The organism is Pedobacter sp. UYP1, assembly GCF_040547305.1.
Lineage (GTDB): Bacteria > Bacteroidota > Bacteroidia > Sphingobacteriales > Sphingobacteriaceae > Pedobacter.
On the sequence record NZ_JBEPPL010000011.1, the window covers coordinates 66,334 to 80,164 of the forward strand.

Sequence of the window (13,831 nt, forward strand, 5' to 3'; positions counted from 1 at the left end):
AATCCTAGCCTGCCGTTAATAAAAAGGTCTTAAAAGCATCAAAATCTACTGGCATAGCCGTAGCTATCTTCTGTTTTTGTCTCAGTGCATTCACCTGCTCAGGAATATCAATCTTCGCAGCAATTTCAGCAGGGAATATATCAGGGAACTTACAAGGATGTGCTGTCGAAAGGAATACAAAAGTATCATCGCCCGGAGCCTGTTGTTTCTGATACTCCTGCACAGCTAACCAGGCAATAGCCGTATGCGGGCAAGCCACGTAGTTAAACTGCTGATAAATATCAGCAATAGCCTGAACAGTCTGCTCATCGGTATACCGGTAGCTCTTTACAATCTCTTTCACACTTTCACGCTGTCCGTTAAACAAAGTCATAATCCTCACCCAGTTACTTGGCGCACCTACATCCATTGCATTTGCATAAGTCTGTACCGAAGGCCTGGTTTCATAAACCCCTGTTTCCAGAAAGCGTGGAACCGTATCATTCGCATTGGTAGCGGCGATAAACTGTTTGACAGGCAAGCCCATTTTATAAGCTAACAAACCCGCAGCGATATTCCCGAAATTACCACTAGGCACAGCAAAGACTACCTCTCTTTTACCCTTTCTGAAAAGCTGGGCTACTGCATTAAAATAATAAAAGGTTTGCGGAATTAAACGCGCTATATTAATCGAATTTGCAGAAGTAAGTCTCATTTTACTATTCAGCTCGTCATCAGCAAAAGCCTGTTTAACCAAATGCTGACAATCATCAAAAGTCCCGTCTATTTCTATTGCACGGATATTTTGCCCATTGCTGCACAATTGCAACTCCTGAATCTCACTCACTTTTCCCTTAGGATATAAAATCGTTACCCTGGTATTCGGCACCCCCAAAAACCCAAGTGCTACCGCCCCCCCGGTATCTCCCGAAGTAGCAACCAGCACATCCAGCAATTGCTCATTATCCTTTAAAAAATAAGCCATTACCCTGCTCATAAACCTTGCCCCGAAATCTTTGAAAGCCAATGAAGGCCCATGAAACAATTCCAGCACATAAGTATCCTCATCCAGCGGATGCAAAGGGGCTTCAAAATTGATGGCATCATCAATAATTGCCTTTAAATCATTTGCAGGGATATCATCCTGTAACAAAGCTGAACTCACTTTATAAGCAATTTCACGCAGCGTATACCGGTCAAGGTGCTGAATAAAATCCTGATCAAGTGCAGGGATTTCCACAGGCATATATAAACCTTTATCCTGTGGCATACTATTGAAAACAGCAGATTGGAAATCTATTTTCAGGTCGTGGTTATTCGTACTGTATAATTTCATGTTCGCGTTTTTTAATCAAGTATAACCGGGCCTTTTTTATTAACCGATGATACAAATGAAAGACTGTTAATCTGAATGGATTTTAATTGTTTTTGAAGTGCCTGTGTAATTAAATGTGCTGTATCCTGATCTTTGGTCAGTGCGAAAACAGAAGGCCCCGAACCGGAAATCCCGAAACTCACGGCGCCCATCTCCATCGCTATACTTCTCATTTTATAAAAATCAGGGATCAGAATAGACCGCGTAGGCTCCACCAGCACATCCACCATACTCCGGCCAATCAAATCATAATCATTCGTAAACAAGCCCGTTACCAAACCAGCTACATTTCCCCATTGCTTCACCGCATCTTTCAATAAAACCTTAGAACGGATCATTTGCCGCGCATCCTTAGTCGGAACATCTACCTCCGGATAAACAATTGCCGCACACATATCCTGTGGAAAAGGCAAGCTGATTACATCCAATGGCTCATAACTCCTAACTAGTACAAAACCACCCAGTAAAGCAGGCGCTACATTGTCTGCATGCCCATAACCGCAGGCCAGCTCTTCACCTTTCATCGCAAAAGGAACCAATTCCTGACTACTCAATTGATTGTCAAACAAGGTATTAACCGCAAACAATCCAGCCACTGTACTTGCAGAACTTGAGCCCAGCCCACTTCCGATAGGCATCTTTTTATGCAATTCTATATCAATTCCAATATCGGTACGTCCAATATGTTTCAGGTAATCCTGTACACTCGCACTCACCGTATTTTTATCTGGATTAAGCGGTAACCGGCCATCATCACCCGTAATTTTAGAAATAATTACACCTGGTTTATCCGTAACCCGCATTACCACTTCATCACCCGGCGCATTCACTGCAAAACCCAAAACATCGAACCCGCAAACTACATTCGCTACGGTTGCCGGAGCAAAAACTTTTACTGTATTTCTCATTTCTTACCCACATTTATGATGTCCGCAAATACACCAGCGGCAGTCACTTCTGCACCTGCACCAGGCCCTTTAATCACTAAAGGACGATCTTTGTAACGGTCTGTAGTGAAAGAGATAATATTATCACTGCCCGAAAGCATGTAGAAAGGATGGCTGTCATCAACCATTTGCAAGTTAATAGTCACTTTTCCTTCTTCTAGTTTTCCGATATACCGCAGTACTTTATTTTCAGCTGCCGCTTTGTTCTTCAAATCTTCAAAGTAAGCCGCATTGTTTTCCAGTTCCTGATAAAAATCTGCTACACTAGCCGCAGCCAGACAAGCCGGCGGCAACATACTTTCTAACTGCACATCTGCTTCTTCTAAAGGATACCCCGCATCTCTTGCCAGGATCAGCATTTTGCGCATAAAATCTTTTCCATTCAAATCATCACGGGGATCTGGTTCAGTATACCCTTTATCCTGTGCTTCTTTTACGATTTCGTGGAAAAGCACGTCATTTTTAAAGTTATTAAAGATGAAAGAAATTGTACCCGAAAGGATCGCTTCAATACTGAAGATATTATCTCCGCTTAACATCAGATCTTTTAAAGTACGGATGATCGGAAGACCTGCCCCTACATTCGTTTCATAATGAAAATCGACCCCATAAGTACGTGCAGCGTTTTTAAAAGCAGCATATTGCTCATATTCGGCCGAGTTTCCAATCTTATTACAAGTAACAAGCGAGATACTGGATTCCAGTATTTCCTGGTAAAAGTTAACCGGATTACCACTCGCAGTATTGTCTACAAAAACACAGTTTGGCAAATTCATCGCCTTCATCTGTTTCACGAAGGAAGCTAAATCTGCTGGTTCCGCATTCCTGCTCAGTTCATTTTCCCAATCTGCAAGGTTCATCGCTGTTTTACTCAGGTACATCTCCCGCGTGTTACTAACACCCATCACCTTTACTTCAAGGTCATTGTTCTGTGCAAGTAACGGACTTTGAACTAACAACTGACGGAACAAAGTTTTACCGATGTTTCCGGTACCCAGGCAAAACACATGCAGCGTTTTCTTCAGGTTTTCAAAGAAAGCTTCATGCACCGCATTTACGGCTTTTGACAAGTCTGTTTTTGATAAAATAACCGATATATTATATTCTGAAGATCCCTGCGCAATTGCACGCACATTGACCCCGTTTCTACCTAAAGCATGGAACAATTTTCCAGACATACCTGGTGTATGTTTCATATTCTCCCCCACAATAGCCAGTACAGCCAATCCATTTTCTACCTCCGGATATTCCAGTTTTTTAGCCTGTAATTCCAGTTCAAATTCCTTACTGATGATAGCCAGCGCACTTAAAGCATCCGCAGGTTTCACTGCGAAAGTGATACTATGTTCAGAAGAAGATTGTGTAATTAATACCACGTTAATCTGTTCTCTGGATAAAAGAGAAAACAACCTGCCACTGAAACCAGCCTTCCCAACCATTCCGCTACCCGACAAATTCAGGATACTGATTTCATCAATAGAAGAAATTCCCTTGATAGGAAAAGTTGAGGTATTAACCCCATGGCGTATATAAGTACCCTTAAAGTCTTTATTAAAAGTATTCTTGATGACGATTGGTATTTTCTTTAGAAAAGCCGGGGTCATGGTTGGCGGATAAATCACTTTTGCGCCAAAATACGACAGCTCCATAGCTTCTGTATAGCTCAGCTCTGGTAAAGAAAATGCTTTTTCCACGATCCTTGGATCAGCAGTCAGCATTCCATCTACGTCAGTCCAGATTTCAATCTCATTTACATTCAGGGCGGAACCCCATATTGCAGCTGTAAAATCACTGCCACCGCGTCCCAAAGTTGTGGTTCTTCCTTCGGTATTGCTGGCTATAAATCCGGTTACAAATAATAGTTTATCTCTATTCGCTTCATAAAAGTCCTGAATCAGCAGTTCTGTTAAAGGCGTATTTACTTTAGCCTGTCCAAAATTACTATCAGTTTTAATCAGTTCAGCCCCATCTACACATTGTGCATTCGGGAAGTCCTGTTTAGCCACATGGCTAATCATAAACGCAGAACAGCGTTCTCCGAAACTCAGAATCAGATCTTTGGTCTGAGGGCTTAGTTCTTTTAAATGATAAACTGATTGCAAAACATCTTCCAGCTCATTGAAGTAAATCTTCAACCTGGTAAATACTGGGTTTTGTGCAGCTGCCGGAAGCAACGTTCTCACCACCTCGAAATGTTTTTCTTCGATTTCTTTAAGCGCTGCAGTATAGTCTTCTGCCACCTGTGCTTTTTCTGCCATTGCCTGGAGCAGATTAGTTACCCCGCTCATTGCTGAAAGTACAACTACCGGATAATCACCCTGTTCCCTTTCTTTGAGGATACTGATCAGGGTTCGTATACCTGATGCCGATCCTACTGAAGTACCGCCGAATTTTAGAATGTTCATAGTTTTAATTGTTAATCTATTTTTTTATAGGTATTGGTTTTAACCTGTACTCCCGGGCATTTCAGTCCCGGATAAGCTCAGGCAGGTTTAGGTTCAGGTTCAAAAAAAAAGCGCCTTCCGGTTTAAAGGAAGGCGCTTTTTTATGGTTTTTTATTATTCTTATTATACCAATATACACCCGCCTCCGGCTTTCCCGGTGGTGGTAATAATAATGGATGTAAGTGTTGAATTATTTATCATATGTCTAACAATATTGCTTCGGTATTGCTATACCCTAAAGTAAAGTTATATTTTCCTAATAAGCAAGAGAATATGAAAAAAAAATATCAGGAAATAAATATAACAGACTAAAATTAATTCAGTGTTCTCAAAAAGCACCCTCCTGTTTTTTACTTACCTTTACTGCGTAAATTATGCAAGGACTAGTAATAAAATCAACAGGGAGCTGGTATTTGGTTCATGGAGAAGATGACCGTGATTATCAATGCAGGATTAAAGGAAAATTCCGGATCAAAGGAATTCAGACCACCAATCCTGTTGCAGTTGGAGATCAGGTAGACTTCGAGATGGAGCCTAATTCTGAAAATGGAGTTATTTATAAACTTCATCCCCGGAAAAACTATATCATCAGAAAATCAATTAACTTATCAAAACAGGCGCAGATTATCGCAGCCAATATAGACGAGGCCTTTCTGGTGGTTACACTCGCCTCTCCACGTACTTCGCTTGGCTTTATAGACCGCTTTTTAGTAACCGCAGAGGCTTATAGCATTCCTTCGGTATTAATCTTCAATAAACTGGACTTATACAACGAAGACGGGCTGGAAGTATTAGCAGACTATAAAAACATCTATGAAAACCTGGGTTATCCATGTTATGAAGTTTCTGCCACCGAAGGAACAAATATGCCTTTGATAGAAAGTTTATTAAAAGATAAAACAACCCTGTTTTCTGGGCACTCAGGCGTAGGAAAATCAAGTCTGATTAATGTACTGCTCCCAGACCGTAATATCAAGACAGGTGAGATCTCTGAGTCTAGTGATAAAGGACAGCACACCACAACCTTTGCCGAAATGCATACCCTGCCTTTTGGTGGTTACCTGATCGATAGTCCGGGTATCAGAGAACTGGGTATTTATGATATTAAACCAGAAGAACTGAGCCATTACTTTAGAGAGATGCGCGATATGATGCATCAATGTAAGTTTCACAATTGCCGCCACATCAACGAACCTAGTTGTGCAGTTTTAGAGGCCGTTAAAACCGGAGAAATTGAAAGCAGCCGCTATGAAAGTTACCTGAGTATGTACCATGGCAATGAAACCAGGGCTTAAACATTCATGAGAGCAGTTATACAAAGAGTTACGCAGGCAAGTTGCCAGGTAGATGATGAGATAACCGGTTCAATTGAAAACGGATTACTCGTTTTACTGGGCATTGAAGAAGCCGACGGACAGGAAGACCTGGAATGGCTTGCTGCCAAAATATTCAACATCCGGATCTTTAGTGATGCGAAAGGATTGATGAATAAATCGCTTGCAGATATAGATGGAAATATTTTACTGATCAGTCAGTTTACCTTATTTGCAGCAACTAAAAAAGGAAACAGGCCCGGATTTACCAGAGCTGCAAGGCCAGATCAGGCTATTCCACTTTATGAGGCCATGATTAAACAACTCAGTACTTTATCTGGCAAGCCTGTACAAGCGGGCATTTTTGGGGCAGATATGAAAATTAGCCTGCTCAATGACGGGCCGGTCACGATATTAATTGATACTAAAAACAAAGAATAAATGACGATACAGGAAGCACAGGATACCGTTGATCAATGGATCAATACAACCGGGATCCGTTATTTCAACGAATTGACCAATACGGCCATATTAATGGAAGAAGTGGGTGAAGTAGCCCGTATTATGTCCCGTAAATATGGTGAGCAATCTTTCAAGAAAAGTGATGAAGCTGCAGACCTTGGCGATGAAATGGCCGATGTCTTATTTGTGCTGATCTGCCTGGCTAACCAAACTGGTATTAACCTGACTGAAGCTATGGAGAAAAACCTGATAAAAAAGAGTATCAGAGATGCCGACAGGCATAAAAATAATGAGAAGCTGAAATAAAGCAACAGAGCCAGTTAAAAAAACAAGGACCTTGTTTTTTTAACTGGCTCTGTTGCTTTTTATAATTGTGCTTTAATCTTCTGAGCGGCTTCCTGCAGCTCTTCCTGCGTAGGATTCAGCTTCGCTTTACTAAAGTTCATATCTCCCACTGCATTCATAGGGATCAAATGGATATGTACATGAGGTACTTCCAGACCAATAACGGCCATTCCTACTTTTACACATGGAAAAGCTTTCTTTAGCGCGACTGCCACAATCTTTGCAAATAAGGTAAGTCCGAAATAACTTTCTTCGTCCATATCAAATATATAATCAATTTCCTTTTTAGGGATTACCAGTACATGGCCCATAGTTAAAGGACTAACATCTAAAAACGCCATAAATTCTGTCGTTTCGGCTACTACATGTGCGGGAATTTCTCCGGCTACGATCTTGGAAAATATACTTGACATATAAAATGATTATCTGGTGATTTCTAATATTTCAAATTCGATTTTACCTGCAGGAACTTCAATTTCAGTTTTGTCCCCTACCGATTTACCTAGTAAACCTTGTGCAATCGGAGATTTAACAGAGATTTTTCCGGTTTTAAGGTCGGCTTCAGTTTCAGCCACCAGCTGGTAGCTCATTGTTGCACCGTTTTTAAGGTTCTTTATTTTAACGATCGATAAAGCCAGCACTTTAGTCAGGTCTAATTTCGATTCATCAATTAATCTTGCAGACGCAAGTGTAGTCTTCAATTTAGATATTTTTGCTTCATGCAGACCTTGCGCTTCCTTAGCAGCATCGTACTCCGCATTTTCAGATAGATCGCCTTTATCTCTTGCTTCAGCTATAGCTTTGGAGATCAATTGTCTCCCCGTAGTAGTTAAGTAATGTACTTCTTCTTTTAGCTTATCTAATCCTTCCTGAGTGTAGTATGTTACCTCTGTCATAGCTTAATTTATTATTTGTAAAACCTTTAAAATACAAACAAGACTATACTGGCAATAAGCCCACATAGTCTTGCTTCAATTAAAACGAAGATAACAGGCAATTCTTACAAAAGCAAATCTTTTGATTTGAATTGTTTGCAAAGCCTTTAAAGTCCCTTTAATATTTATCGAATAACTTGTTTACAGGCTTAAAACGATTACTTTTGAAAATCTGCCTGAATTCAGTTATCTGTTTTAGCGCCTGTTTAAATTTGAAGAATAAAATTTAAACAGGCCGTAAAATATGGAATACATGAATTCAGACAGGTATTGAACGAATTATAAAAAAACATGATGCACAAAAACATTTTCAAGATAGCTACGCTATTTTTATTGGGAACCGTTACCACGCAAGCCCAGGAACTGTACATGCCACGTAATATCAAAGCAGCATTCGCTAACGGTACACGTGCGCTGGATGGCAAGCCTGGAAAAAACTACTGGCAGAATAAAGGAAAGTACGACATGACGATCACTGTCACTCCAAATGATAAATTAGTCAAAGGAACAGAAACTATTACGTATACGAACCATAGTCCTGATACGCTGAAGAAAATAACGATGAGGTTTGTCAATAACATGCACAAACCAGAAGCCCCAAGAGCAGGTTATGTAAGCAAAGATTATTTAACTACAGGACTGGATATCAGTTTATTTACGGTAGATGGCCAGAGTTACAATGTGGATAGCAAAGACTGGGGAACGACCTCAGACATTCAACTAAAGAATGCTTTAGCACCGGGCAAGACTGCTACTTTTAAAATTAACTGGAGTTATCCTTTGTCAAAAGTAAGCGGCAGAGAAGGCCAGATCGACAGTACTACCTTTTTTGTAGCCTATGCTTTCCCAAGGGTTTCAGTTTATGACGACTACAATGGATGGGATAAAATCCCGCATACCGACAGAACTGAATTCTATAATGATTTCAATGATTACCTGTTGACAGTAAAAGCACCTAAAAACTACGTAGTTTGGGCCACAGGCGATCTAAAGAACCCCGATGAGGTATTACAACCTAAATTCGCAGATAAGCTTAAAAAGTCTTATATCAGCGAAGAAGTTGTATCTATCGCTAATGCCCAGGAAATGGCTAATGGTGAAGTAACCAAACAGAACGAATGGAATACCTGGAAATTTACTGCAGATCATATTACTGATGTAACCTTTGCCCTGAGTAATCATTATTTATGGGATGCAGGAAGTGTAGTCGTTGATAAGAAAACCGGCAGAAGAACAAGTGTGCAATCTGCTTATGACAGCAAAGCTGAAGACTTTTCACATGCTGCAACCTGGACTAAACTAGCCTTAGACTGGTTTTCAAATAACTGGCCAGGTGTTCCTTACCCTTTCTCAAAAATGACCGCAGTCCAGGGTTTTGCTGATATGGAGTTCCCGATGATGGTGAATGACAGCAGTACTCCGGATATGGAATTCAGCCAGTTTGTATTGAACCATGAGATTGCGCATACTTATTTCCCTTTTTACATGGGTACGAACGAAACCCGTTATGCGCACATGGATGAGGGCTGGGCAACGACTTTAGAATACCTGATCGGTCAGCAACAACTTGGTAAAGAAAAAGCAGATCAGAATTACAAGAAATTCAGAGTAGAAAGATGGATTAAAGACTCTTCTACAGAAGAGGATCAGCCAATTATTACTTTATCTACCCAGGTATCAGGTTCAGGTTATGGCAATAACGCTTACGTGAAGCCTTCGCTGGCTTACCTGGCTTTAAAAGATATGTTCGGGGATGTATTGTTTAAGAAATACCTGCATGCTTATATGGATCGCTGGAATGGAAAACACCCTATTCCATGGGATTTCTTCAACACAATCAATGATGTTTCCAAACAAGACTTAAACTGGTTCTGGAACAACTGGTTTTTCAGCAATAACTATATTGATCTGGCTATTGACAAAGTAACGATCAAAGGCATGACTTATAATATATCCATCCAGAACATTGGTGGTTTTGCGATACCTTTCGATATTAAAGTAACCTATGCTGACGGAACAACCCATGTGATCCATGAAACTCCAGCCGTGTGGAAATTCAACCAGAAAGCGATTAACATTCAATTTACTGCCGACAAGCCAGTGACATCAATGGTGTTGGATGGTGGTATTTATATGGATGCCAAGCCATCAGATAACAGCTGGAACAAGTAATTCCAACTGCATAAAAAGCCCTGCCGTGTTGCACTGCCCCAAAAAGATGGACGCTATTTTGGGGCAGTGCAACACGGCAGGGCTTTTTATATTTTATCTCTTTTGCTAACTTCCTGTGTCATTCTGAAAGTCAGGAAACCGAGTAAAGCAGCCACAATTACAATTGCAGCCCAGATTACCCAGCCAGGAATCCCATCCCCTTTTGCAACCTTACTTTTTTCCAGTGGTTTTTGATATAAAGGATTAGCAGAAACCGATTGATAGTTCAGCGGTTTTAACTCCTGCTGCAAGCTATCTCCAAAAAACTTCAGGTCATAGTCTGGTGCGATTGCTTTTCCATCTCCAAATAGAATTTTATAATCCTGATCTTTTTCAAGATAGCTGATTAAACTTTGACTCAATTGATAACCATTGACTTTATGGAGTAGCAATGGTGGATTATCACCGTTCACAATTTCAAGTTCTAAATGGTTTGTTTTAGCAGAAAAATACAGGTTAGGAATCGCTGAAGTACTGATGAAGGTATCTGCGACCAGTGATTTTTCCTTCTGATGTACCGCATATACCCTGATGTTCCGTTTATAGTACTTTTGTCCGGCAATTTCCAGATGCAGTTTATTCAATTGATAAGGTGCATTAAAACGTACCGTTATATAACTCACCTGGGCACTATCCCGCTGATGAATCAAAGGTTTTTTAAGCTGAACATAAACAGGCGGAATACTTTGCTGTCTGTAAATACCTGCTTGTAAAATCGCAACCGGCTCTTTATTTTCATTGTTGATCTGTATCCGGAGATACCGGTAAGAACTGGAAGGGAAATTCAGCTGCTGCTGATAAGTTCCGTTACCTGGTTCATCAGCAACTGCTTCTTCTAAAGATATATTCTCTTTAATGGCGTACCATTTTTTAAGATCATCACTTCCTGATAAGTTTACATTTCTTTTAACAGAAGCATTGCGCAACTGCAAACTTAATTGGTTAATGGTGAGGTGAGCCGCATTTTCCACGATAAAAGTAGTCACAGTATCTACTTCTGCCAATGCTTTCAATTTTGGAAAAGCAATAAAACTCCGCTGATCTTTAAAAACCAGTTGATTTCCAAAAATATAAGGCGAAAACTGTTTCTTCTGATTCAATATCCTGATATCGCCAAGATTTGCCTGAGCCCCGGCAATGAGTCCGGGACTTAAATCAACCCGGTAAAACCCATCTGCTTCTACTTTTGGCAGTTTCGCCTGATACTTGAATGTTTGCTGTGCAAATACACTAAAAACACTCAGTAAAAGGGCCAGCGTTAAAAAAAACTGTTTATTCATCTTTATGGGGTTCATCTGCGGCAATAATTTTTTTAACCTTTTGGTACATAAACGAAATGATCAGCAGTATTACTCCCAGGAAGAAGAATGCTGCAATTTTACCTGCAGGTGGGATATTGCTGATGTCAAATATAAATAGCTTTACTAAAGTAAGCGCAAACAGACTGAGCGAAATAATACGCAGTATAAGGTACTTATGTCGCATTCCCAGCCACATCATCGCAAATGACAATAATCCCCACAATACCGGAAGACCTGTTTTGATATAAATCCTCTCTACATTGCTGATTGGATTAGTAGCTGAATAAAACAACACATTACTGATTAAGCTGACTTCCAGACTTAAGAACAGAACAATTGAACCTGCCAAAACCCAGGCTGCTATTTTCTTCCATGTTTCTGGCAGTAAGGTTCTGGCGATCTGGATCAGCTGATGAAACAATAATCCGATAAATAACGCGCCAATCCAATGGGCTATAAAATGAAATGATGCGACTTCCTGACGAACAAGTATAGCTTCCTGCAGATCGAAAAACCCAACCATAAAGAACAGATAAACTGCAATGCAAGTACTGATCAGGACCGCACTTATTCTCCAGTTTAACCGGAGTGCTTCTCTTTTTTTAGCTAAAAACAGATATAGGTAGAGGAATACTGAGGCATACAAGATTACATATAAGCTATTTAAAGAAGTATGTGGGAACCTGTTGGAGAACTGGTGGTTAACTTCCAGCAATCCGCTTAAAAACAGCAGTACAATGGCTGTATATTTAATAAATACAGGATTTAAGATATCACCGTTATGGGTTTCTCCGTCAATTTCTGGCTTTTGATAAAGAACATATAATAAGTATGAACTGACTGCAGCAAACAATGTGGTAATAAATCCTTTGTTGATCAGCACATTGACTGCTATTGCTGAATCACCATAAATTGCTGCCCAGTCCATGAACAGACTTAAAAGCATTAATGCCCAGATAATTTGTGAAGCCAGCTGCATTAAATAGATATGTGATTTTTTATACAGCCAGTAAAGCAACACAGTTTCTGCTGCCCAGAATAACGTAATATAATGACCATGTAATTGAATTGGGCCGGCAACCGATATAAAGGTCAGCGTAATCCCAATCAAAAGGTAAAGCACATTGGTATCCACCTTCTTATTTTTAAACAGCAGGTAAGATAACAGCAAGTTGATGACTGCTAAACTTACCGCAAAAAGCCCTCTGAACTGCTCCTGGTGCATTCCGGTGAGCAAGAATAAACCTGCACCAAAATATAGGGCAGTATTGGCCAGCAGAATGGTAAAATCAGAGCCGATAAATGTTTTATTCTCTCTGACATTATACGCTACGTTGATCCCAAAGAATAGCAGGTATAGAATACTGGCATATAGAAATCCAATCCCATAACTCGCAACTGGCATGCTGAACAGGCTTGCTGAAAACATGAGTATAGTGAGTATAAAGGTCGAAACATTGAGGAAACGCCACGATTTTCGGTAAGCAATTACCAGCAGTCCTGCATTGAGGATCACCAGGTAAATAAACAGACCATGGTAATTAGCATGACCAGTACTCACCATTAATGGACTGGTTAAACCACCCACTAAAGCAATAACAGCCACTTCCTGCCGGTCGTAGAGCAGTGAAAGCGCGACGGCAAAACAGGTTATTCCAATCAAAATAATGAAGGATGTGGTTTGATTGAACAGCTGAAATTGGTGAAAGGCCAGCGTAATGGTAAAATATAAAACTGCAATCCCTCCCCCTACTAAAACAGAGCTGAATGCTTTATAAGAATTACGCATCCAGTGTGCGATACCAATTAAAATACCACCGCAAAGTACACCAATCCCAACACGGCCTACCGGGCCTATCCAATTGCTGTCAATTGCAAATTTCACAAAGTAACCGATAGCTAGTACCAGTATCGCAATACCAATTTTATTGATCAAATTCTCTCCAATGAATTTCTCCAGGTCAGGATGTTTCTCAAAGAAGGAAAGTTCTGGTGCTGCGGGCTCGCGCTGAACAGGTTGTTGAACCAGTTGCGGTGTATTTTCTTCAGTTAAGAGTTCATTGTAAATATTAGCTGGTGTATCGTGAACAACTTCAGGCTCATGAACGGCCTCTGGCTGTTGTATGGTTTCTTCAGGAACAACTGATTCCTGAGCTTCCTCCTGAACAGGTTTGGGTATGAAATCGCGTACAGGATCAGGATGAAGATCTTTTTTAGTCTTATAGGGTGGCGGAACAAGCGGAATTGCTGGTGCCTGAAATTGCGTTGCGCCCCAGTCTACCGGCCTCATTTCTTGTGGTTCTGGTTCCGCGGCAGCACTTTCTGGCGGAACATAACCGGGTCTGCTTTGCTTTAAAAGCTCCTGAAATTCAAAAATCCGGTATTCAAGCCGCCCGACTCTCTCGTTCAGACTGCTTTTAGTAGTGGCAATCATCACAATGATGACAACCAGTAAGATGACATAAAGAAACTCCATGAATGATGCGTTTGTTGATAAAGATAATATTTAAGTTCAAAGC

General features: G+C 40.5%; 11 protein-coding genes. 4 read left to right on the forward strand and 7 right to left on the reverse strand.

Going from position 1 to position 13,831, the window contains the following annotated elements; all coding sequences use genetic code 11:
• Positions 1-4: 4 nt before the first annotated feature.
• Genes thrC through thrA form a run of 3 tightly spaced genes read right to left on the reverse strand, consistent with a single transcriptional unit; the run spans position 5 to position 4,706 of the window.
• Positions 5-1,315: a threonine synthase gene (gene thrC / locus ABIB30_RS19245; RefSeq protein WP_354304672.1), complete on the reverse strand. Its 1,311-nt coding sequence runs from the start codon at positions 1,313-1,315 to the stop codon at positions 5-7.
• A gap of 11 nt (positions 1,316-1,326) precedes the next feature.
• Positions 1,327-2,262 (reverse strand): homoserine kinase, encoded by a 936-nt coding sequence (locus tag ABIB30_RS19250; protein ID WP_354304673.1) that lies wholly within the window; start codon positions 2,260-2,262, stop codon positions 1,327-1,329.
• A complete protein-coding gene (gene thrA / locus ABIB30_RS19255) occupies positions 2,259-4,706 on the reverse strand; it encodes a bifunctional aspartate kinase/homoserine dehydrogenase I (RefSeq protein WP_354304674.1) in 2,448 nt (815 codons plus the stop codon). The genes ABIB30_RS19250 and thrA overlap by 4 nt, the downstream gene beginning before the upstream one ends.
• Before the next feature lie 413 nt (positions 4,707-5,119).
• On the opposite strand from thrA, the gene rsgA reads away from it, so the two are divergent.
• Genes rsgA through ABIB30_RS19270 form a run of 3 tightly spaced genes read left to right on the forward strand, consistent with a single transcriptional unit; the run spans position 5,120 to position 6,826 of the window.
• Positions 5,120-6,040 (forward strand): ribosome small subunit-dependent GTPase A, encoded by a 921-nt coding sequence (rsgA, locus tag ABIB30_RS19260; RefSeq protein ID WP_354304675.1) that lies wholly within the window; start codon positions 5,120-5,122, stop codon positions 6,038-6,040.
• Between the two features lie 6 nt (positions 6,041-6,046).
• Positions 6,047-6,499 carry a D-aminoacyl-tRNA deacylase gene (gene dtd / locus ABIB30_RS19265; protein WP_354304676.1) on the forward strand — a complete coding sequence of 151 codons (453 nt, stop codon included), beginning with the start codon at positions 6,047-6,049 and terminating at the stop codon, positions 6,497-6,499.
• The gene (locus tag ABIB30_RS19270) at positions 6,500-6,826 is read left to right on the forward strand and encodes a nucleotide pyrophosphohydrolase (RefSeq protein WP_354304677.1); all 327 of its coding nucleotides are present in this window, start codon (positions 6,500-6,502) and stop codon (positions 6,824-6,826) included.
• 59 nt (positions 6,827-6,885) lie between these two features.
• Here ABIB30_RS19270 and ABIB30_RS19275 read toward each other — a convergent pair whose 3' ends face one another.
• Together ABIB30_RS19275 and greA are read right to left on the reverse strand one after the other, a co-directional pair.
• Positions 6,886-7,278 carry an HIT family protein gene (locus tag ABIB30_RS19275; protein WP_111633005.1) on the reverse strand — a complete coding sequence of 131 codons (393 nt, stop codon included), beginning with the start codon at positions 7,276-7,278 and terminating at the stop codon, positions 6,886-6,888.
• A gap of 9 nt (positions 7,279-7,287) precedes the next feature.
• On the reverse strand, positions 7,288-7,761 hold the full coding sequence (gene greA / locus ABIB30_RS19280) for a transcription elongation factor GreA (RefSeq protein WP_183870212.1): 474 nt from the start codon (positions 7,759-7,761) through the stop codon (positions 7,288-7,290).
• Between the two features lie 330 nt (positions 7,762-8,091).
• On the opposite strand from greA, the gene ABIB30_RS19285 reads away from it, so the two are divergent.
• Positions 8,092-9,972, forward strand: a complete 1,881-nt coding sequence (locus ABIB30_RS19285) for a M1 family metallopeptidase (RefSeq protein ID WP_354304678.1) — start codon at positions 8,092-8,094, stop codon at positions 9,970-9,972.
• Positions 9,973-10,058: 86 nt separating this feature from the next.
• On the opposite strand, the gene ABIB30_RS19290 is transcribed toward ABIB30_RS19285, so the two are convergent.
• Positions 10,059-11,291: a DUF3999 family protein gene (locus ABIB30_RS19290; RefSeq protein WP_354304679.1), complete on the reverse strand. Its 1,233-nt coding sequence runs from the start codon at positions 11,289-11,291 to the stop codon at positions 10,059-10,061.
• Entirely contained in the window at positions 11,284-13,788 is a 2,505-nt protein-coding gene (locus ABIB30_RS19295; RefSeq protein WP_354304680.1) for a DUF2339 domain-containing protein, read from the reverse strand. The genes ABIB30_RS19290 and ABIB30_RS19295 overlap by 8 nt, the downstream gene beginning before the upstream one ends.
• Positions 13,789-13,831: the final 43 nt, after the last annotated feature.

What these genes read in the sequence shown, in the direction of transcription:
- rsgA (WP_354304675.1), top strand. Translation starts at nt 5,120, where the DNA reads ATGCAAGGACTAGTAATAAAATCAACAGGGAGCTGGTATTTGGTTCAT.
- dtd (WP_354304676.1), top strand. Translation starts at nt 6,047, where the DNA reads ATGAGAGCAGTTATACAAAGAGTTACGCAGGCAAGTTGCCAGGTAGAT.
- ABIB30_RS19285 (WP_354304678.1), top strand. Translation starts at nt 8,092, where the DNA reads ATGATGCACAAAAACATTTTCAAGATAGCTACGCTATTTTTATTGGGA.
- thrA (WP_354304674.1), bottom strand. Translation starts at nt 4,706, where the DNA reads ATGAACATTCTAAAATTCGGCGGTACTTCAGTAGGATCGGCATCAGGT.
- ABIB30_RS19275 (WP_111633005.1), bottom strand. Translation starts at nt 7,278, where the DNA reads ATGTCAAGTATATTTTCCAAGATCGTAGCCGGAGAAATTCCCGCACAT.
- ABIB30_RS19290 (WP_354304679.1), bottom strand. Translation starts at nt 11,291, where the DNA reads ATGAATAAACAGTTTTTTTTAACGCTGGCCCTTTTACTGAGTGTTTTT.
- ABIB30_RS19295 (WP_354304680.1), bottom strand. Translation starts at nt 13,788, where the DNA reads ATGGAGTTTCTTTATGTCATCTTACTGGTTGTCATCATTGTGATGATT.
- ABIB30_RS19270 (WP_354304677.1), top strand. Translation starts at nt 6,500, where the DNA reads ATGACGATACAGGAAGCACAGGATACCGTTGATCAATGGATCAATACA.
- thrC (WP_354304672.1), bottom strand. Translation starts at nt 1,315, where the DNA reads ATGAAATTATACAGTACGAATAACCACGACCTGAAAATAGATTTCCAA.
- ABIB30_RS19250 (WP_354304673.1), bottom strand. Translation starts at nt 2,262, where the DNA reads ATGAGAAATACAGTAAAAGTTTTTGCTCCGGCAACCGTAGCGAATGTA.
- greA (WP_183870212.1), bottom strand. Translation starts at nt 7,761, where the DNA reads ATGACAGAGGTAACATACTACACTCAGGAAGGATTAGATAAGCTAAAA.